Source organism: Rhizomicrobium sp. (genome assembly GCA_037200385.1).
Classification (GTDB): Bacteria; Pseudomonadota; Alphaproteobacteria; order Micropepsales; family Micropepsaceae; genus Rhizomicrobium.
The window spans coordinates 874,593-892,334 of sequence record JBBCGL010000001.1 but is presented as its reverse complement, the minus strand read 5'-3'; the positions used below and the strand labels follow the sequence as shown (position 1 = coordinate 892,334).

At 64.9% G+C, this 17,742-nt stretch carries 20 protein-coding genes; 11 read left to right on the top strand and 9 right to left on the bottom strand.

Translation table 11 applies throughout. The annotated features are described in order from the left end of the window. Nucleotides 1–37: 37 nt before the first annotated feature. Entirely contained in the window at nt 38–271 is a 234-nt protein-coding gene (locus WDM91_04225; GenBank protein ID MEI9993780.1) for a hypothetical protein, read from the top strand. Nucleotides 272–341: 70 nt separating this feature from the next. Next, nucleotides 342–602 (top strand): hypothetical protein, encoded by a 261-nt coding sequence (locus WDM91_04220; GenBank protein ID MEI9993779.1) that lies wholly within the window; start codon nt 342–344, stop codon nt 600–602. 5 nt (nt 603–607) lie between these two features. Here WDM91_04220 and WDM91_04215 read toward each other — a convergent pair whose 3' ends face one another. After that, a complete protein-coding gene (locus tag WDM91_04215) occupies nt 608–1,423 on the bottom strand; it encodes an enoyl-CoA hydratase/isomerase family protein (protein ID MEI9993778.1) in 816 nt (271 codons plus the stop codon). Nucleotides 1,424–1,515: 92 nt separating this feature from the next. Between WDM91_04215 and WDM91_04210 the strand changes: the two genes are divergently transcribed. The 4 genes from WDM91_04210 (at nt 1,516) to WDM91_04195 (ending at nt 4,818) form a co-directional block, all read left to right on the top strand. Then, nucleotides 1,516–2,220: a hypothetical protein gene (locus WDM91_04210; GenBank protein MEI9993777.1), complete on the top strand. Its 705-nt coding sequence runs from the start codon at nt 1,516–1,518 to the stop codon at nt 2,218–2,220. 83 nt (nt 2,221–2,303) lie between these two features. Beyond that, nucleotides 2,304–3,155, top strand: a complete 852-nt coding sequence (locus tag WDM91_04205; protein MEI9993776.1) for an enoyl-CoA hydratase — start codon at nt 2,304–2,306, stop codon at nt 3,153–3,155. A 122-nt stretch (nt 3,156–3,277) separates the two neighbouring features. Beyond that, the gene (locus WDM91_04200) at nt 3,278–4,585 is read left to right on the top strand and encodes a D-arabinono-1,4-lactone oxidase (GenBank protein MEI9993775.1); all 1,308 of its coding nucleotides are present in this window, start codon (nt 3,278–3,280) and stop codon (nt 4,583–4,585) included. 17 nt (nt 4,586–4,602) lie between these two features. Continuing rightward, nucleotides 4,603–4,818 (top strand): hypothetical protein, encoded by a 216-nt coding sequence (locus WDM91_04195; GenBank protein MEI9993774.1) that lies wholly within the window; start codon nt 4,603–4,605, stop codon nt 4,816–4,818. Nucleotides 4,819–4,822: 4 nt separating this feature from the next. Here the strand turns inward: WDM91_04195 and WDM91_04190 are convergent, their stop codons facing one another. The 3 genes from WDM91_04190 to metC are packed head-to-tail and all read right to left on the bottom strand — an operon-like array spanning nt 4,823 to nt 6,697. Then, on the bottom strand, nt 4,823–5,179 hold the full coding sequence (locus tag WDM91_04190) for a GFA family protein (protein ID MEI9993773.1): 357 nt from the start codon (nt 5,177–5,179) through the stop codon (nt 4,823–4,825). Between the two features lies 1 nt (nt 5,180). Continuing rightward, the gene (hisI, locus tag WDM91_04185) at nt 5,181–5,537 is read right to left on the bottom strand and encodes a phosphoribosyl-AMP cyclohydrolase (GenBank protein ID MEI9993772.1); all 357 of its coding nucleotides are present in this window, start codon (nt 5,535–5,537) and stop codon (nt 5,181–5,183) included. Beyond that, nucleotides 5,534–6,697, bottom strand: a complete 1,164-nt coding sequence (gene metC / locus WDM91_04180) for a cystathionine beta-lyase (protein ID MEI9993771.1) — start codon at nt 6,695–6,697, stop codon at nt 5,534–5,536. Before metC ends, hisI begins: the two co-directional genes overlap by 4 nt. 108 nt (nt 6,698–6,805) lie before the next feature. On the opposite strand from metC, the gene WDM91_04175 reads away from it, so the two are divergent. Genes WDM91_04175 through WDM91_04160 form a run of 4 tightly spaced genes read left to right on the top strand, consistent with a single transcriptional unit; the run spans nt 6,806 to nt 10,825 of the window. Then, nucleotides 6,806–7,819 (top strand): amino acid ABC transporter substrate-binding protein, encoded by a 1,014-nt coding sequence (locus WDM91_04175; protein MEI9993770.1) that lies wholly within the window; start codon nt 6,806–6,808, stop codon nt 7,817–7,819. Between the two features lie 2 nt (nt 7,820–7,821). Continuing rightward, nucleotides 7,822–8,997: an amino acid ABC transporter permease gene (locus tag WDM91_04170; protein ID MEI9993769.1), complete on the top strand. Its 1,176-nt coding sequence runs from the start codon at nt 7,822–7,824 to the stop codon at nt 8,995–8,997. Next, on the top strand, nt 8,994–10,085 hold the full coding sequence (locus WDM91_04165) for an amino acid ABC transporter permease (GenBank protein ID MEI9993768.1): 1,092 nt from the start codon (nt 8,994–8,996) through the stop codon (nt 10,083–10,085). The genes WDM91_04170 and WDM91_04165 overlap by 4 nt, the downstream gene beginning before the upstream one ends. Next, nucleotides 10,082–10,825: an amino acid ABC transporter ATP-binding protein gene (locus WDM91_04160; GenBank protein MEI9993767.1), complete on the top strand. Its 744-nt coding sequence runs from the start codon at nt 10,082–10,084 to the stop codon at nt 10,823–10,825. The genes WDM91_04165 and WDM91_04160 overlap by 4 nt, the downstream gene beginning before the upstream one ends. 43 nt (nt 10,826–10,868) lie before the next feature. On the opposite strand, the gene WDM91_04155 is transcribed toward WDM91_04160, so the two are convergent. Genes WDM91_04155 through WDM91_04135 form a run of 5 tightly spaced genes read right to left on the bottom strand, consistent with a single transcriptional unit; the run spans nt 10,869 to nt 16,348 of the window. Further along, the gene (locus WDM91_04155; protein MEI9993766.1) at nt 10,869–12,302 is read right to left on the bottom strand and encodes a peptide MFS transporter; all 1,434 of its coding nucleotides are present in this window, start codon (nt 12,300–12,302) and stop codon (nt 10,869–10,871) included. 48 nt (nt 12,303–12,350) lie between these two features. Further along, the gene (locus tag WDM91_04150; protein MEI9993765.1) at nt 12,351–12,884 is read right to left on the bottom strand and encodes a GNAT family N-acetyltransferase; all 534 of its coding nucleotides are present in this window, start codon (nt 12,882–12,884) and stop codon (nt 12,351–12,353) included. After that, nucleotides 12,881–13,726: a 3-mercaptopyruvate sulfurtransferase gene (gene sseA, locus WDM91_04145; protein MEI9993764.1), complete on the bottom strand. Its 846-nt coding sequence runs from the start codon at nt 13,724–13,726 to the stop codon at nt 12,881–12,883. Before sseA ends, WDM91_04150 begins: the two co-directional genes overlap by 4 nt. Then, complete coding sequence (locus tag WDM91_04140) at nt 13,723–14,754, bottom strand: cysteine synthase A (GenBank protein ID MEI9993763.1); 1,032 nt, start codon at nt 14,752–14,754, stop codon at nt 13,723–13,725. Before WDM91_04140 ends, sseA begins: the two co-directional genes overlap by 4 nt. A gap of 52 nt (nt 14,755–14,806) precedes the next feature. Further along, nucleotides 14,807–16,348 (bottom strand): deoxyribodipyrimidine photo-lyase, encoded by a 1,542-nt coding sequence (locus WDM91_04135; protein MEI9993762.1) that lies wholly within the window; start codon nt 16,346–16,348, stop codon nt 14,807–14,809. On the opposite strand from WDM91_04135, the gene WDM91_04130 reads away from it, so the two are divergent. After that, entirely contained in the window at nt 16,321–17,739 is a 1,419-nt protein-coding gene (locus WDM91_04130) for an HWE histidine kinase domain-containing protein (GenBank protein MEI9993761.1), read from the top strand. The genes WDM91_04135 and WDM91_04130 overlap by 28 nt on opposite strands. Nucleotides 17,740–17,742 lie beyond the last annotated feature (3 nt).

Genomic DNA, 17,742 nt, shown 5'->3' with positions numbered 1-17,742 from the left:
TCCTATCCCAGCGGCAGCACTAAGGAGGCTGCGTGACATGGGCCGGGGTCTGCACAACGCCGATTGGCGTATCTTCACCGCGCTGGACATCCGAGATCGCAATGGGGCGTCCGAACTGCCGGAGCCGACCGACGCGATGGAAGAATCGGCGGATGTCGGGCATTTTGCGGAAGAGAATTCGCCGGGCCGTATCTTCGCCGAGGTTGGGCTTTTGCTGGCAGCTGCTCTTCTGTTCGATCTTTTGATCGCCTTGTTCGTACCCGCCCCTTGAAAACCGCAGAATATTTTCCGTCGCACGGAAACAAGCCGCCGCTCCCGCCGTTCTCATGGAACGAACGGCAATGGAGTTCATCGTGGCATACGGCATCTCGCGACTGGGAAGGGGACTGATGATTTCAGGCGCCGTTGCGATTCTGGCGCCGCTGGGCGCTGCAGGCCTTCTGGCGGGCGCCAATGCCGCCGGCCAGGATGACGTGGTCATCACCCAGGACGTGGCCCAGCCGGCGCCGCCTGCCGCCCACAAGACGCAAGCGCTGGCAACGCTGGGACGTGCCAACGCCGTTGCCTGGATCAGCGCCGGCCACATCTCCCCGACGCCCTAGCAGCCTCACCGGCCCTCGAATTTCGCGGCACGCTTGGCAAAGAAAGCCGCGATGCCTTCGCGCACATCCTGGCTCGGATTGGCGATCATCACCGACAGCGCCGCGTCGTCGAGCGAAGTCTCCAAGGACGAATCGAGACCCTTTCGCATCATGTTCTTCGCCAGCCGGACGGCCAGGGGCGCGCGGCCGGCGATGGCGCGCGCAAGCGTCAGGGTACGGTCCTTGAGTTCCGCAGCCGGCACCACATCGGTGACAAGGCCAAGTTTCAGCGCCTCCGCCGCGTCATAGACTTCGCTGAGCAGGGACATTTTGAGCGCGCGATCGAGGCCCATCATCCGGGGAAAGAACCACGCGCCACCCTCGTCGGGCAGAAGCGCAAACTTGCCGGAGGTATCGCCGAGCTTGGCGGTGTCGGCCGCGATGCGGACGTCACAGGCACAGGCCAGCGTCAGGCCGCCGGCAACGGCCGCGCCGTTGATCATCGCGACCACGGGCTTGTCCATGCGATGCAACGCAGCAATCACACGGTGCATCCCTGCGCGCATCTCCTGTGCCGGGCCCATCTGCTTGCTGCGATACGATGTGCGCTTCTCTTCGCCTTCGGCCGGCGCGCCGGCGACATCGCCGCCCGAGCAGAAACCGCGCCCCGCGCCCGTCAGGACCAGGCAACGCAGGCCGTCATCCTCCATATAGGCGTGCAGCGCCTCGGCGATCTCCGCGCACATCGCATTGGTGTAGGCGTTCATCCGCTCCGGTCGGTTCAGGGTGAGCAGGGCGATGGCGGGTTCGACGGTCTCGAACAGGATGGTGCGGTACGTCATGGCGGCGTTTCCCTGAGGCGTTTTCGCCATCCGACCATGGCGCTTGTGGGCGCTCAAGGGACCGGCGAAACTTGCGGCAGAAGGAGCGGCACATGATCTCCAAGACGGCAATGCTGGTATCGGTCAAAGCGTTTGACGCCACAGCCGTCGACAACGGCCTTAAGGAAAATCCCGCACTTCTGGCGTTTCGCGACCGGCGCGGACGCAATTGGCTGCACCTCTGCTGCGGCCGAAGACCGGCGAAGGGCCGGGAGAAGGATAGTCTCAGGACAGCCGAGGGGCTGCTGCGGCATGGCTTCGACATCGATGCGGCGGCCTTCACCGAAGGCGACTGGCAGGCAACGCCGGTGTGGTACGCGATCGCCCACGGCCGGAACCTTGCGCTGGCGGAATTCCTCCTGGAGCGCGGCGCATCGCCGAACCATTCCTTATGGGCCGCCTCGTTCAACAAGGATCTTCCGGCGATCCGCCTTCTGGTGAAATACGGTGCCGATCTCGAGCAGATAGCCGAGGAAACGACCCCCTTCCTCGGGGCCGTGAAATGGAGCCAGTTCGGACCCGCGGAGGAACTGCTCAAGGCCGGCGCCGATCCGAACTGGCGCGACAAACACGGCATGACGGCGCTGCACTACATGCTCAAGAAGAACAGCGACGCGGGGCATATCGCGATGGTCGTACGCTACGGGGCGCGGGGCGATATCCCGGACGGGACCGGCAAGACGGCGATAGACATCCTGCGCCGCAAGAAGGCCGCCGCGCTGCGCGAACTGGCCGAGCAACTGGCCGCCCGCGCTTGACGGTCGATGCAGAGAACAGTTTCACGTGGCGGATTTTCCGCATCGTGCTTTGATGCGGGCCAGAACAAGAATGGGAGGAACATATGGCCAGCTACCCGGACATTCTCTACGCCGTGCAGGATCGCGTCGCGACCGTCACGCTCAACCGTCCAGACCGGCTCAATGCCTATAACGACCAGCTCGCGACGAGCCTCAAACATGCCTTTGCTGACGCAGCGGAAGATTCCGAGATCCGCGTGATTGTGCTGACCGGGGCAGGGCGGGGCTTCTGTGCCGGCGCCGACATGGTCCTGCTCCAGGATATCCAATCTTCCGGCGCGCAGGAGGCGCTGCCGCCGGCCGACGCGCAGCTCGCGCCACGCTTCAAGTCGCCCTACGGCCCGAGCCTCGACGAGGACTTCGCCGACATGAAGCGCTTTGCCTATTTCCTGCGGACGAAGAAGCCCGTCATCGCCGCGATCAATGGGCCTTGCGCGGGCATCGGGCTGATCATGACGCTTTATGCCGATCTACGCTTCGTGAGCGACAAAGCGGTGCTGACGACCTCCTTCGCACAACGCGGCCTGATCGCCGAGCATGGGATCTCCTGGCTGCTGCCGCGCCTGATCGGCCCGGCCAACGCGCTCGACATCCTGCTCTCCGCGCGCAAATTCTCGCCGCAGGAAGCCAAGGAGATGGGCCTCGTCAACAAGGTCTTCGCCGCCGAGACCTTCATGGACAATGTGATGGCCTATGCCCGCCTGCTGGCGGACACCGTCTCGCCGCGCTCCATGGCAGTGATGAAGGCGCAGGTTTGGAAATCCTATTTCCAGAAATTCGGCGAGGCCCTGGAGACCGCCGATGCCGAGATGCCGCCCAGCTTCGAATGGCCGGATTTCAAGGAGGGTGTCGACCACTTCCTGCAGAAGCGAGCCCCGAAGTTCGCGGATATCTGAGGCCGTCCGGCTTTCCTGGAGGGACGGGGCGAAGAGGCGCAAAGCGCCTTCGGCGGCAAAAGCAAGATTGACGGCGGCGTCATGTGGCGTAAAACGCCCGCCGGCAAACGCGGTGCGTCTTCATGAAAATCGTCGGCGGTAAGTGGTCCAATTGGTCGGGCGGCGTGGTCTGCAAGCCGCAGGCCGTCGTCGCGCCCAAGAACGAGCTCGAACTGGCGGCCGCCATACGCACCGGCGCCGCGCCGGTGCGTGTCCCCGGCGCCGGGCATTCCTTTACCCCCCTGAACGAGACCTCCGGCACCATCATCGACCTTGCCGCTTTCACGGGGCTGCAGGGTTTCGATCCGGACAGGCAGATCGCCACGCTCGGCGCCGCGACACATCTGTGGGAGATCGGGCCGCTCATCCATCCGCTGGGCTGTGCCCTCAAGAACATGGGCGACATCGACCGCCAGACCATCGGCGGCGTCGTGGGCACCGGCACGCACGGCACCGGCCCGACCATGGGCAGCTTTTCTTCGGAGGTCGCGGGCTTCCGCCTGCTGCTGGCGAGCGGCGAGATCATCCATTGCGCCCCGGACGAGAATCCCGAGATCTTCGCCGCGGGCCGTTGCTCGCTGGGCGCGCTGGGCGTGATGGTCGAGATCGCGATGAATGTCCGCCCCGTCTACAAGCTGGCGGAGAAGAACTTCCTGCTGCCGATCGACGAATTGTGGGACAAGCTCGAAAGCCTCATCGCCGGCAACCGCCATTTCGAATTCTTCTGGTTTCCCTATTCGGATGTCGCCGTGTGCAAAGCCCTCAACGAGAGCGACGCCGCCGCACCGGAGCCGCGGCCGGCCGAATACATGCGCGCCCGCGGCGAGAAGCGGGCCGCCGATGCGAACATGTTCGAATGGATCAACGAGGTCCTGCCCTACGCGCCGTTCCTGCTGCGTCCGGCACATCGGCTGTTCTCCAGCGGAATGAGCGCCGGGGACCGGGTGCGCTGGAGCCACGAGATCCTGCCCAGCCCGCGCACGACGCGCTTCAACGAGATGGAATATGCCGTGCCGTACGAGAAGGGGCCGGAGACGATCCGCAAGATCGTCGCGGAGATCCGCAAACGCCGCATCAACACGGGCTTCCCCATCGAATTCCGCACCGTGGCGGCGGACGATGTCTGGATCAGCCCGTTCTACCAGCGCAAAAGCGCCACAATCGCCGTCCACCAATATCACCGGGTGAACACGTCGCGGCTGTTCGACATGTGCGAAAGCGTCTTCCGGACTGTCGAAGGCCGCCCGCACTGGGGCAAGCGCCATACAAGGACACGCGACGAGTTCGCGGAACTCTATCCGAAATTCGAGGATTTCCGTGCTTTGCGGCAAAAACTCGATCCGCAGAACCGCTTCTTGAATGCGCATTTGCGGAGCATATTTGAGGGCTAGGCTTCGAGGAGCCGGACATGCGCAAGCGGACGATTTTCACGATCAGCGGCTTGTTGGGAGGCGGCCTCGTCCTGTCCGCCGCCGAGTCGGATTGGCTGCTCGCCGCGGTGATCGGCGTCGCGCTTGGCTTGTCGACCGCCCTGTTCGTCCATGTCTATCCGCACGACATCGCGCCGCCGGCCGATCGCCGCCACGAGGCGAGCCAGCGCCGCAAGGCTTCGCTCAAGGCTTGAGCCGTCAATCCAGGTATTGTTCTGTCACGGCGCCATCGAGATGCCGGATGCGCGCCTTGGCCAGAATTTGCGGCGGCATGAGCCGCACGTTGACGCCCATGCGGCCCAACGCGGGATCGGCCGCGCTCCAATGCGAAACGCAGCCGCAGACCGGGCAGCGATGGAACATGAGGGACTTGTCGCCCCACATGTAGGTCTCGGTGTCCGCGCCGCCCGACCGGACGCGGACCTGCTTCGGTGCATAATAGGCCCAGAGCGCGCCATAGCGGCGGCAGATCGAGCAGTTGCAGTCCGTGACGACCGACGGCGCCGCCTCGATCTCCAGCGTAATCAGGCCGCAATGGCAAGATGCCTGGATCATCTCAGGGCTTCGGCTCGAATTTTGCCTGGCGATAGAAACAGCTCGGCGCGCCGGTGTGGCAGGCGGGACCGATCTGGTCGACCTTCATCAGCAGCACGTCGCCGTCGCAATCGATCCAGGCCTCGACCAGGCGCTGCGTATGACCGGACTCTTCGCCCTTGATCCAGACCTTGCGGCGCGAGCGCGACCAATAGGTGACCTCGCCGGTCCGCAGCGTCCGCTCCAGCGTCTCGCGGTTCATCCAGGCGAACATCAAGACCTCTCCGGTCAGCGCGCGCTGTGCGATGACGGGCACGAGCCCGTCGTCGTTGAACGCCACCTGGGAGACGAAGTCGGTCGGGGAGAGAAGGTCTATCATGTTGCCGCCTTCAGCCGGCCGAAGCCAGCCGTCAAATCCGCGATCAGGTCCGCCGGATCCTCCAATCCCGCGTGGATGCGGATCAAGGGCCCGGGGGCGGCGAATTTGGTCGCGCTGCGGTGGATTTCGGACGGCACCAGCAGGCTTTCATACCCACCCCAGGAGAAGCCGAGCCCGAAATGCTGGAGGCCGTCGATCATGGCATCCACAGCTTTCTTCGGCGCGGGTTTCAGCACGACGCCGAACAGGCCGCTGGCGCCGCGAAAATCGCGCCGCCAGATCGCGTTTCCCGGGTCGTCCGCCAATGCGGGATAGAGCACGCGGCTGACCTCCGGCCGCTCCGCGAGCCAATGCGCGAGGGCGGTTGCGGTCTCCTGATGGCGTTTGAGGCGCACCGCCAGCGTGCGCAATCCGCGCAGGGCGAGGAAGGCGTCGTCGCCGCTGACGTAGAATCCCATCGTGTTGTGGAAGTCGACAAGGCGAGATGCGTAGCGCTCGCTTGTCGCGACGTAGCCCATCATCACATCGGCATGGCCGCCGATATATTTCGTCACCGCCTGGATCGACAGATCGGCGCCGCGCGCCAGTGCCGGATAGAGCAGCGGCGTGGCCCAGGTGTTGTCCAGCAGCACCGCCGCGCCGCGCGCATGCGCCGCGTCGGCGATCGCCGGCACATCCTGGACTTCGAAGGTCAGCGAACCCGGGCTTTCGCAGAACACGGCCCGGGTGTTCGGCCGAAACAAGGACGCGATCCCGTCGCCGATCAGCGGATCGTAATAGGTGGTCTCGATTCCATAGCGCTTCAGCATCTTGTCGCAGAAGGCGCGCGTCGGACCATAGCAGCTGTCCACCATCAGCAGGTGGTCGCCCGCGCTGCACACCGTCATGATCGCGGTTGCCGCGGCCTGCAGGCCGGAGCCGACGAACACCGTCTTTGCCGCGCCCTCGAGCATGCTCACGGCCTCTTCGAGGCTGCGCAGAGTCGGATTGCCTTTCCGGCCGTAGGAAAACGGCAGGGCGTGCGCGTCCAATGCCGCCATATCGGGATACAGAATGGTCGAGGCGCGGTAGACCGGCGTGTTCACCACGCCGAAATGCGCGGCGCTCTCGCGCCCGGCGCTGGTAAGCCGGGTCTCTTTGCTGTCGGTATGCTCGGCCACGTGAAGAACGCTCCCAAATCCGCGAATTGCCTGTTAGGCTTCGATTCAAGTAGCGCGCTCCGGTCTGCGCCGCAATGTGGCGAACCGGCTTGTCATTGGGGGACATCGTTGAAATTGCGTCTGTTTTTCCTCGGCCTCGTGGCGGCCCTGGCGCTCGCCTCGACCGCCCAGGCCGGCACGCTCGACAACGTTCGCAAGAACGGCTTTCTGCGCTGCGGCGTGAGCGAAGGACAGCCCGGTTTCTCCAACCCCGACCAGCGCGGCAACTGGACCGGCATCGACGTGGATTATTGCCGCGCCGTGGCGGTGGCGATCTTCAACGATCCGAACAAGGTCCGCTTCGTGCCGGTGTCCTTCGCCGAACGCTTCACGGCGTTGCAGGCGGGGCAGTTCGACATCCTGTCCCACAACACGACATGGACGATGGACCGCGACGTCGCCCAAGGTCTCGAATTCATCGGCGTCGATTTCTATGACGGCCAGGGCTTCATGGTGCGCAAGTCGCTGGGGGTGAACAGCGCACTGAAGCTCGACGGCGCCACGCTGTGCACCCAGACCGGCACGACCAGCGAGCTGAACGCGGCGGACTTCTTCCGCGCCCACAAGCTCAAATACAAGATCCTCGTCTACCAGAAGGCCTCGGAATATATCGCGGCTTACGACGCGGGCCGCTGCGACGCGGCCACCACCGATCGCTCGGGGCTCGCCGGCGACCGGCTGAAGCTGAAGAACCCCGCCGATCACATCCTGCTGCCCGAGACGATCTCCAAGGAGCCGCTCGGACCTGCGGTGCGCCATGGCGACCAGCAATGGGGCGATTTGTGCCGCTGGACGCTGTTCGCACTGGTCAATGCCGAAGAGCTCGGCGTGAATTCGAGGAATGTCGACGCCCAGTTGAACTCCACCTCGCCGGAGATTCGCCGCCTGCTCGGCAAGGAAGGCGCCTTCGGCCAGGAGCTTGGCCTGGCCAATGACTGGGCCTATCGCATCGTCAAGCGGCTGGGCAATTACGGCGAGATCTACGAGCGCGGCGTCGGGCTGAACACGCCGCTCAAGCTGCCGCGCGGGCTCAACAATCTGTGGAACAAGGGCGGGATCATGTACGCGCCGCCGATCCGCTAAGCATGGCTCGTCCACGTGCACGCCACGCCTGGTGGCGCGACACCAGATGGCAGGGCATCGCGCTCCAGGCGCTCGCGCTGGTCGCGATCGCCGCGGTCGGCCTCTGGCTGGCGCACAACGCGATCGGTGCGCTGAGCCGCCGGCACGTCGCCTCGGGCTTCGCATTCCTCGGGCATACGGCCGGCTTCGGCATCTCGCAGGTATTAATTCCGTATACGGAGGAATCGAGCTACGGCCAGGCGATGTGGGTCGGGCTGGTCAACACGCTGGTCGTCTCGGCGGTCTCGATCGTCCTGTCGACGCTGATCGGCTTCGTTGTCGGCATCGGGCGGCTCTCGGGCAACTGGCTCGTCGCCAAGCTGTGCACCGTCTATGTCGAGACCCTGCGGAATATTCCGCTGCTGCTGCAGGTGGTATTCTGGTATTTCGGCGTCCTGCAGACCCTGCCTGGACCGCGCGACAGCCTCGCGCTGGGGTCGTGGATCGTCCTCAACAACCGCGGCGTCTATGTCCCCGAAGTGATCTTCGCGCCCGGCTCGTGGCTGGTCGTCCTGGCGCTGGCTGTGGGCCTTGCGGTGTTCTTCGCGCTGTACGGCTGGGCACAGCGTCTCCAACGCAAGACGGGGCGGCGTCCCACGATATGGTGGGCGGCGCCCCTGCTGGTGATCGGACTGCCGGCGCTGGCGCTGTTCGTCGAGCGCGTGCCTTTCGCGCTGAGCTGGCCGCAGCTTGCCGGTTTCTCCTATGAGGGCGGCCTGCAGATCAACTCGGAACTTGCAGGCCTCACCATCGCCCTGTCGATCTATACGGCCGCCTATATCGCCGAGATCGTGCGCGCCGGGCTGGTGTCGGTGGCGCGCGGCCAGCGGGAGGCCGCGGAAGCCTTGGGCCTGCGCCGCGGGCTGGCGCTGCGCCTGGTGCTGATCCCACAGGCGATGCGGGTCATCATCCCGCCGCTGGCGAGCGAATATCTGAGCCTGACCAAGAACTCCTCGCTCGCCATCGCCATCGGCTATCCCGACCTCGTCGCGGTGTTCGCGGGCACGGTGCTGAACCAGACGGGGCAGGCGATCGAGATCCTCAGCCTCACCATGGCGATCTATCTGGCGCTCAGCCTCGTCACCTCGGCGCTGATGAATCTCTACAACCGCGCCCATGCGCTGGAGGGGCTGGGATGATCGCCTTCCGCGCCCCGCCCATTCTCCATGTCGGGCCCGTCGGCTGGCTGCGCGCCAACCTGTTCTCTAGCGTGTTCAATTCGGTCCTGACGCTGCTCATTCTCGCGCTGCTGGCCTGGACGATTCCGCCGCTGCTGAACTGGGCGTTCTTTTCCGCGACCTGGGCGGGCACCACGCGCGAGGCCTGCGCCAACGCGACCGGTGCGTGCTGGCCCTACATCACCCAGCGTATGGGCCAGATCCTTTACGGCTTCTACGACTTCGACCAGCGCTGGCGCCCCGACGTCGTCTACACGCTAGGGGCGGCCGGACTTGCCTGGCTGATGATCCCGCGAATCCCCCATAAGGGATGGGCGGGCGCGGCGATGCTCACGGTCTATCCGCTGGCGTCCTATGTGCTGCTCACCGGCGGCTGGTTCGGTCTTCCCGTGGTCTCGACGGAGCGCTGGGGCGGGCTGCTGCTCACGCTGGTCGTCGCCGCGGTCGGCATCGTCGCGTCGCTGCCGCTGGGCGTGATCCTCGCGCTGGGGCGGCGCTCGACCCTGCCGGTGGTGCGCATCTTCTGCGTCGTGTTCATCGAGGTCTGGCGCGGCGTGCCGATGATCACCGTGCTGTTCATCGCCAGCTCCATGCTGCCGCTCTTCCTGCCCGAGGGCCTGGAGTTCGACAAGCTCGCCCGCGCCCTGATCGCCATCGCGCTGTTCAACGCCGCCTATATGGCGGAGGTCGTGCGCGCCGGCCTGCAGGCGCTGCCGCGCGGGCAATATGAAGGCGCCGGTGCGCTGGGCCTCGGCTATTGGCGCGCCACGACCTTCGTGATCCTGCCCCAGGCGTTCAAGATCGTGCTGCCGGGCATCGTCAACAACATGATCTCGATGTTCAAGGACACATCGCTGGTGTCGATCATCGGCTTCTTCGACCTGCTGGGCGTGATCCAGACCGGCTCGAGCGATCTGGACTGGGCCGGGCCGAACACCGCGGTGACGGGCTATCTTTTCGCGGCGGCGATCTACTGGGCATTCTGTTTCTCGATGTCGCGCTATTCGGCGCATCTGGAGACGCAACTCGCGGAAGGGGACCGGCGATGAGTGACGGCGACATCATCACGCTCGACGGCGTGAGCAAATGGTTCGGCCAGTTCGCCGTCCTCAAGGACATCACGCTGCGCGTGAAGCCCGGCGAGCGGATCGTGGTGTGCGGCCCATCGGGCTCGGGCAAGTCGACGCTGGTGCGATGCATCAATCGGCTGGAGACCCACGACGAGGGCCGCATCGTCGTTGCCGGCACGGAGCTGACGCGCGACGTCCGCAACATCGACACCGTCCGGCGCGAGGTCGGCATGGTGTTCCAGCAGTTCAACCTCTTCCCGCATCTGTCGATCCTGAACAACTGCACCCTGGCGCCGATCTGGGTGCGCAAGATGCCGAAGAAGCGGGCGGAGGAGGTCGCGATGCACCATCTGGAGCGGATGCGCATCGCCGACCAGGCGCACAAGCATCCGCTGCAGCTCTCGGGCGGTCAGCAGCAGCGTGCCGCAATCGCGCGCGCGCTCTGCATGAGCCCGAAGATCATGCTGTTCGACGAGCCGACCTCGGCGCTCGATCCCGAGATGATCGGCGAGGTGCTCGAAGTGATGGTCGACCTTGCGAAGGAGGGCATGACGATGGTGTGCGTGACCCACGAGATGGGCTTCGCGCGCGAAGTCGCCGACCGCGTCGTCTTCATGGACGCCGGCGAGATCATCGAGGAGGCCGATCCCGAGACCTTCTTCACCGCTCCCAGGCACGAACGCTGCAAGCTCTTCCTGAGCCAGATCCTCGGGCATTGAACCCGAGTTCTGCTGCTGGTTCCGCCGCCCTTGCCGCAGTGCGCTAAGCTGGCGGTGCCTGATACGGCGCCTCGGGTGTCACCAAATCGTTCTCATGCTGGCTCGTGACGATCCGGCGAATCGGAATGTTGAACAGCCAGATGATGGGCACCGTAGCGCCGATGATCGCGGCGATCATCAAGAAGAAGCGCACCTTGTCCATGCCGTCCCAATAGCTGCCGAGATAGCCGGCCAGCAGATTTCCGGGGAAGCTCGTCGCCAGAAATACTGCCATCATCAAGGACCCAAGCTGCTTGGGGGCTGCCTTGGCGTATAGCGACAGACCGACGGGCGAGAAATAGAGTTCGCCCACCGTGAGCACACCGAAATAGACGATGGCCCAGATCCAATTGACCTTGCCGGTCGGTCCCGCGAGATACTGCACCCCTGCGAGCAGCAGGTAGGACAGGGCGATCAGTGCGCAGCCGATCGCCATCTTGCTGATGATCGACGGCTCCTTGCCGCGCCGCTCCTGCCACGACCACAGCGCCACCACGCCTGCGGTGAAGGTGAAGATCATCACGGGGTTCACCGACTGCAGCGTGGTGACGCTGATCGTGAAGAGACCGCCGACGGAACGATCGACCAGGTCGCGCGTCCACAACTCGATGGTATTGCCCGATTGCTCGTAGGTCGCCCAGAACATCGTGCAGGGAATGAAGAACAGGCACAAAAGTACAACGGCCCACCAATCCTTGCGGCTGAGCGGCGTGCGCGGCGCGGCGGCGGCCACCACATGTTTACGGCTCGGCCGGTCGTTCGGTAGCTGGCGCATGGCGAACAGATAGGTGATCGTGCCGATCAGCATGGCCACACCCGCGGAGCCGAAGCCGTAGCGCCAGGCAAGCCCCTCGCCGATGTTGCCAGCGAATTCCTGGCCCAGGAAGGCTCCCAGGTTGATGCCGACATAAAAGATCGAATAGGCGCGGTCGATGCGCTGATCGCCGGGCTTGTAGAGACCGCCGACCTGACTGGAGATATTCGGCTTGAAGCCGCCATTGCCCAGGATCAGGAACAGGAGCGCGAAGAAGAAGTAGTTCTCGAACGCCATCATGAAGTGGCCGATGGCCATCAGAATGCCGCCTATCACCACCGTATAGCGGCGGCCGAAGAAACGGTCCGCTAGAAAGCCGCCGATCAGCGGTGTGAAATAGACGAAGCCCGTGTAGAGCGAATAGATCATCGACTCGAGAGGCTGCACCCCCAATGGCCCGCGAATGCTTTCCAGGAAGTGCTTCATCGTGAAGTAGCCGATGACGTGTTCGGCATGGCCGGGCAGCAGCAGGTAGCCGGTGAGGTAGATCGGCAGCAGCACACGCATGCCGTAGTAGGAAAAGCGCTCCCACATCTCCGTGGTGAACAGCCAGGTCAGGCCGATCGGATGCCCGAACAAGGTCTTCTCCACGCCGGCATCCGGCGCGGTGTCGATGATCGCCATCTGGCGCTTCCCCCATTTTGCGCGAGGGAGACTGCCCAACCCGGGGCTTTATGGCAATTCGATGTAGCGGTCCTCGCGCGAATAGGCCGTGAAGCCCAGCCGCTGGTAGAGGGGCAGGGCACGCGGATGGTCGAGCGTGCAGGTATTGACCAGCAGTTTGGAGATCGGCCGCGCCCAGGCGTTCACCACCGCATGGTAGAGGAAGAAATATCCGAGTCGTTTCCCCACCGCTTCCGGCATCAATCCGAAATAGGCCAACTGGCCGGTCGCCGCGTCGCGCATGTCCAGCTCCGCCATGCCGGCCGGATTGCCGTCGAGATAGAGCACATACAACTCGACGTCCGGGTCCTGCACGATCTTGGCCAGCGCCGCGTCGTTCAGCTTGCGGCGGTCCACCCAGAAATAGGCGTCGCCGATCGTATCGTAGAGATAGCGGTAGAAATGCACTGGCGGATGTGCGGCGCGCATCATTGCCACCTTGCCACGCGGCGCGGGCGGGGGCAGGGCTGCGGGCTTGGCCGTCATCTCCAGAAAGGTGACGACCATCGGGATGCGCCGGCCGGTTTCGCGTCCCGGGCTCATCCGGTCTCCACCGGCGCGTCGCTGGCGCCCCATTCCGCCCAGGAGCCGTCATACAGCGCCACGTCGCCGGCACCCGCGACCGCCATGGCGAGCATGACGATTGCGGCCGTGATGCCCGAGCCGCAGGTCGTGATGCTGGGCTTGGCCAGATCGACGCGATGCGCCGCGAACACGGCGCGCAGCTCCTCCGGCGTCTTCAAGGTGCCGTCCTCGGCGGTCAACTCCGTATACGGAACATTCAAGCTGCCCGGGATGTGGCCGCCGCGCACGCCGGGCCTGGGCTCGGGCTCGATGGCCTTGAAGCGGGGAATGCCGCGCGCATCGATCACCTGCGCCGCTTTGGCCTGCAGATTGGCGTTCATCTGGCGGAAGTCGCGCACCAGCGCGTTGTTCGGCCGCGCCGTGAAGTGCCGGGCGAAGGGCTGCGCGCTCATGTCTTCCAGCGGCCGTCCCTCGCGCCGCCATTTCGGCAGCCCGCCGTCCAGCACCACGACGTCGTTGTGTCCCATGGCGCGCAGCATCCACCAGGCGCGCGGGCTCGAATAGACGCCGGCGGAATCGTAGACCACGATCATGTTGCCGTCGCCCAGCCCGAGCTTGCGCATGCGGCTGGCGAATTTCGGCGCCGGCGCCAGCATATGCGGCAGTTCGCTCTTGTCGTCCGACAGGTCGTCGATGTCGAAAAACAACGCGCGCGGGATGTGCGCCGCGGCGTATTCGGCGCGCGGATCGCGGTCCAGGTGCGGCAGGTACCAGGAGGCGTCGATGACGCGCACGTCCGGCGCGTTGATCCGGCTGGCGAGCCAGTCCGTCGAGACGAGAGGCGAAGCGGGCGTCGTCATGCGTAAGGCACCTTGATCGCTTCGCGCGGCCGCGCGAGCCAAGCCGGCACCGGCAGGCCCTTGCTGCGCAGGAATTGCGGATTGAACAGCTTGCTCTGATAGCGCGTGCCATAGTCGCACAAGACGGTCACGATGGTGTGGCCCTTGCCCATCTCCTTTGCCATCCGCACGGCCCCCGCGACATTGATGCCGGTCGAGCCGCCCATGCACAGCCCCTCATGCTCCAGCAGGTCGAAGATGATCGGCAGCGCCTCTTCGTCGGAGATCTCATAGGCGTCGTCGATCGGCGCACCCTCCAGGTTCGCGGTGACGCGGCCCTGGCCGATGCCCTCGGTGATCGACGTCCCATGCGCGGTGAGCTCGCCGGTCTTGATCCAGGAATAGATCGACGCACCGAGCGGATCGGCGGCGGCGATCTTGAGCTTGGGGTTCTTCTCCTTCAGCGCGATGGCGACGCCGGCAAGCGTGCCGCCGGTGCCCACCGCACAGGTGAAACCGTCGAGCCGGCCATTCGTCTGGTGCCAGATCTCGGGACCGGTACCTTCGATATGCGCCTGCCGGTTGGCGATGTTGTCGAACTGGTTGGCCCACACCGCCCCATCCGTTGTGTGCGCAAGCTGCTCCGCGATGCGGCCCGACACTTTCACGTAATTGTTGGGATTGGCGTAGGGCACGGCCGGGACTTCGATCAATTCGGCACCGAGAAGACGCAACGCGTCCTTCTTCTCCTGGGATTGTGTATCGGGAATGACGATCACCGTGCGGAAGCCGAGCGCATTGCCCACCACCGCGAGTCCGATGCCGGTGTTCCCCGCCGTGCCTTCCACGATCACGCCGCCGGGCTTGAGTGTACCGCGGCGCACCGCGTCCTCGACGATGAACAGCGCCGCGCGATCCTTGACCGACTGGCCCGGATTCATGAATTCGGCCTTGCCGAGGATCTCGCATCCGGTGAGTTCGCTGACGCGATTGAGGCGGATCAGCGGTGTGCGGCCGATGGCGTCTACTACGTCTTTTCTTATGTCCATCCGAGCGCGGTCGAGGGAATCGCAGCGAACCTAATGGGACGGGCAGGGGCCTTCAAGGCGAAGAAAGCGAACGGAACGCCGCGAGCGCCCGGAGCCGCCCGGTCGCGAGGTCAAGTATCGGTTGAGGATAGTCTTTCGCCGCGCGGCGGATATCGGAAGGCGCCGCCCAAGGCTTGTGGATATATTTATCCGGCATCCTATTCAGTTCCGGGATCCAGCGCCGGACATAGGCGCCATCGGGATCGAACTTTTCGCCCTGCAGCACCGGATTGAAGATGCGGAAAAACGGCGCGGCATCCGCGCCGCAGCCCGCGACCCACTGCCAGTTCGCGGCGTTGTTCGCGAGATCGGCGTCGACCAGCGTGTCCCAGAACCAGGCCGCCCCGCGCCGCCAGTCGATACCGAGATGTTTGACCAGGAAGGACGCCGCGATCATCCGCACCCGGTTGTGCATCCAACCTGTCGTCCAGAGCTGCCGCATCCCCGCATCGACGATGGGAAAACCGGTGCGCCCCTTCGTCCAGGCCGCGAAACCCACGGCGTCGCTGCGCCAGGGAAAGGCCGAGAATTTGCGGTCGAGCGGTGCCTCCGGGAGTTGTGGGTGGTGGAACAGCAGGTGGTGATTGAACTCCCGCCAGCCGAGCTCGGAGCGGAATTTGTCGCTGTCGGGTTCCCGGCCGCGAAGCGCGTGCCAGATTTGCCGGGGCGAAATCTCGCCGAAATGCAGATGCGGAGAGAGGCGCGACGTGGCTTCGGCGGCCGGCACGTCGCGGGCGGCGCCATAGCCCGACAGGGTCCGAAGAAAGCCATCGAGGCGCCGCCGGGCGCCAATCTCGCCCGGCGTCCACGCCCGCCGCAGGCCGCCGGCCCAATCCGGTTTGGTCGGCAGCAAAGCCCAATCTTCCAACCGGTCGCCTGGGGCGTCATGTGTGTGCAGCGCTTTGGGTGCCGGCAAGGGGCGGCCGGGCTCCGGCAGCGCCCGTGTCGCGCGCCAAAACGGGGTGAAAACCCGGAACGGCGTGTCCGCCGCGGTCTTCACATCCCGAGGTTCGAACAAGAGCGAGCTATTGAAACATTCTGTCGTTATGCCGGCGGCCGTCAGTCGCGCTCGGACGCTCGCGTCCTGACCTCGTCCCAGGGGATCATAGCGATGGCTCCAGAACACCCTGGCGACACCGAATTCTTGCGCCAGCGTCGGCACGATGCGCTCGGGGCTGCCCCGGCGCAGCACCAGAGCTCCACCGATACGTGAAAGCGATTGGTCAAGTGCTTGTAAACTTTGGTGAAGCCACCAACGCGATGCTGCACCCTCCCGCCGGTCGTCCGGTGCCTCAGTGTCCAGAACATAGACGCAGATCGTTGCATCGCTCTTCGCCAAAGCGGCGTGCAATGCTGGGTTGTCTGCCAGCCGCAAATCATGTCGAAACCAAAAAAGGACCGGCGCCATGTTAACGAATACGAGGGATTCTCGCCCATGGTTCAATGGCTTATTGCGGAACCGATCATCCGTCTTTGCGTTTTGCTTACCGAGATGGGGTATAGTGCGCGCCGAGTAGGGGATCTTGAATGTCCAGTTCTGCGGATAAAAGCCCAACCCGGGTTGCACCGGTCGCGTCGCTGGCGCTGGAGCGCATCGTCCGCTCGCCCGCCTCGCTTGTCGAAAACCTGCCTATCGGCGTCTACACCTGCGACCGGGACGGCCTCATCGTTCAATTCAACCGCCGTGCCGTCGATCTGTGGGGGCGGACCCCCGTTCTCGCCGACGAGCGGTTTCGGTTCGACGCCGCCTTCGCGCTGCAGGAGCCCAGCCGCACGCCGATTGCCTTCGATCGGTCCCCCATGGCGCAAGTTCTCGCCGATGGCCAGTCTGTTCGCGACCGGGAAATGATCCTGCTGCGGGAAAGCGGCGAGGCGCTGACCGTTCTCGTCAATGTCGATCCGCTGCTCGACGAGCAGGGCTCGCTGGTCGGTGCGGTGAGTTGTTTCCAGGACATCGGCGAACTCACGCAGATGAAGAGCCAGATGCGCGAGGGACGGCGCATCGGCCGTCGCGTCATGGAAGCATTGCCCGTCGCCGTCTACACGACCGATGCCGACGGCAAGCTCACTTATTTCAACCAGGCAGCGGCGGCGCTGTGGGGCTTTGCGCCGCCGCTCGGCGAACAGCAGTGGTGCGGCTCGTGGCAGATCGCCCTGCCGGATGGCACGCCCCTGCCGCACGACCAATGCCCGATGGCCGTGGCCATCCAGGAGCGTCGCGCTGTTGTCGGGCCGGAGGCGGTCGCGGTACGGCCGGACGGTACGCGCGTACCTTTCATGCCGTATCCGACTCCGATCTTCGGCAGCGATGGCGAGTTCATCGGCGCCGTGAACATGCTGGTCGACCTCACCGAACAGAAGCGCGCCGGGGCGCAACAGCGCGGCCTGATCGACGAGCTCAACCATCGGGTCAAGAACACGCTTGCGACCATCCAGTCGCTGGCGGCGCAGACCATGCGCGGCTCGACGAATCCCGGCGACAAGACGTTCGAAGGCCGGCTGATGGCGCTGAGCCGGGTCCATGACCAGCTCACCCGCAACGCCTGGGAATGGGCCGACTTCGCGACCATCGTCCACGACACCTTCGCGCCGCTTCGCGGTTCCGCGAACAGTGCCGTCCAAGTCTCTGGTCCGTCGCAGCGGCTCAAGCCGCAAAGCGCGCTTGCGATCGCAATGGTGCTGCACGAACTGACGTCGAACGCACAAAAGTACGGCGCGCTCTCGACGCCCGCCGGCTCGGTCGCGCTCGATTGGCGGGTGGACGGCACCAGGCTGATCGTCGAATGGCGGGAGCAGGGCGGTCCGGCGGTGACCATGCCGCACAAACGCGGCTTCGGTACGCGCCTGATCGAGCGCAGCATCGCGCACGAGCTCGGTGGACGTCCGTTGCTCGAATTCACGCCGTCCGGCGTGCACTGCATGATGGAAATTCCCCTGCCGGGATAGTAG

What these genes read in the sequence shown, in the direction of transcription:
- WDM91_04165 (MEI9993768.1), top strand. Translation starts at nt 8,994, where the DNA reads ATGATCGCCTTCCGCGCCCCGCCCATTCTCCATGTCGGGCCCGTCGGC.
- WDM91_04205 (MEI9993776.1), top strand. Translation starts at nt 2,304, where the DNA reads ATGGCCAGCTACCCGGACATTCTCTACGCCGTGCAGGATCGCGTCGCG.
- WDM91_04215 (MEI9993778.1), bottom strand. Translation starts at nt 1,423, where the DNA reads ATGACGTACCGCACCATCCTGTTCGAGACCGTCGAACCCGCCATCGCC.
- WDM91_04160 (MEI9993767.1), top strand. Translation starts at nt 10,082, where the DNA reads ATGAGTGACGGCGACATCATCACGCTCGACGGCGTGAGCAAATGGTTC.
- WDM91_04195 (MEI9993774.1), top strand. Translation starts at nt 4,603, where the DNA reads ATGCGCAAGCGGACGATTTTCACGATCAGCGGCTTGTTGGGAGGCGGC.
- WDM91_04190 (MEI9993773.1), bottom strand. Translation starts at nt 5,179, where the DNA reads ATGATCCAGGCATCTTGCCATTGCGGCCTGATTACGCTGGAGATCGAG.
- WDM91_04220 (MEI9993779.1), top strand. Translation starts at nt 342, where the DNA reads ATGGAGTTCATCGTGGCATACGGCATCTCGCGACTGGGAAGGGGACTG.
- WDM91_04140 (MEI9993763.1), bottom strand. Translation starts at nt 14,754, where the DNA reads ATGGACATAAGAAAAGACGTAGTAGACGCCATCGGCCGCACACCGCTG.
- WDM91_04155 (MEI9993766.1), bottom strand. Translation starts at nt 12,302, where the DNA reads ATGGCGATCATCGACACCGCGCCGGATGCCGGCGTGGAGAAGACCTTG.
- sseA (MEI9993764.1), bottom strand. Translation starts at nt 13,726, where the DNA reads ATGACGACGCCCGCTTCGCCTCTCGTCTCGACGGACTGGCTCGCCAGC.
- WDM91_04210 (MEI9993777.1), top strand. Translation starts at nt 1,516, where the DNA reads ATGATCTCCAAGACGGCAATGCTGGTATCGGTCAAAGCGTTTGACGCC.
- WDM91_04225 (MEI9993780.1), top strand. Translation starts at nt 38, where the DNA reads ATGGGCCGGGGTCTGCACAACGCCGATTGGCGTATCTTCACCGCGCTG.
- WDM91_04170 (MEI9993769.1), top strand. Translation starts at nt 7,822, where the DNA reads ATGGCTCGTCCACGTGCACGCCACGCCTGGTGGCGCGACACCAGATGG.
- WDM91_04150 (MEI9993765.1), bottom strand. Translation starts at nt 12,884, where the DNA reads ATGAGCCCGGGACGCGAAACCGGCCGGCGCATCCCGATGGTCGTCACC.
- WDM91_04130 (MEI9993761.1), top strand. Translation starts at nt 16,321, where the DNA reads ATGTCCAGTTCTGCGGATAAAAGCCCAACCCGGGTTGCACCGGTCGCG.
- WDM91_04200 (MEI9993775.1), top strand. Translation starts at nt 3,278, where the DNA reads ATGAAAATCGTCGGCGGTAAGTGGTCCAATTGGTCGGGCGGCGTGGTC.
- hisI (MEI9993772.1), bottom strand. Translation starts at nt 5,537, where the DNA reads ATGATAGACCTTCTCTCCCCGACCGACTTCGTCTCCCAGGTGGCGTTC.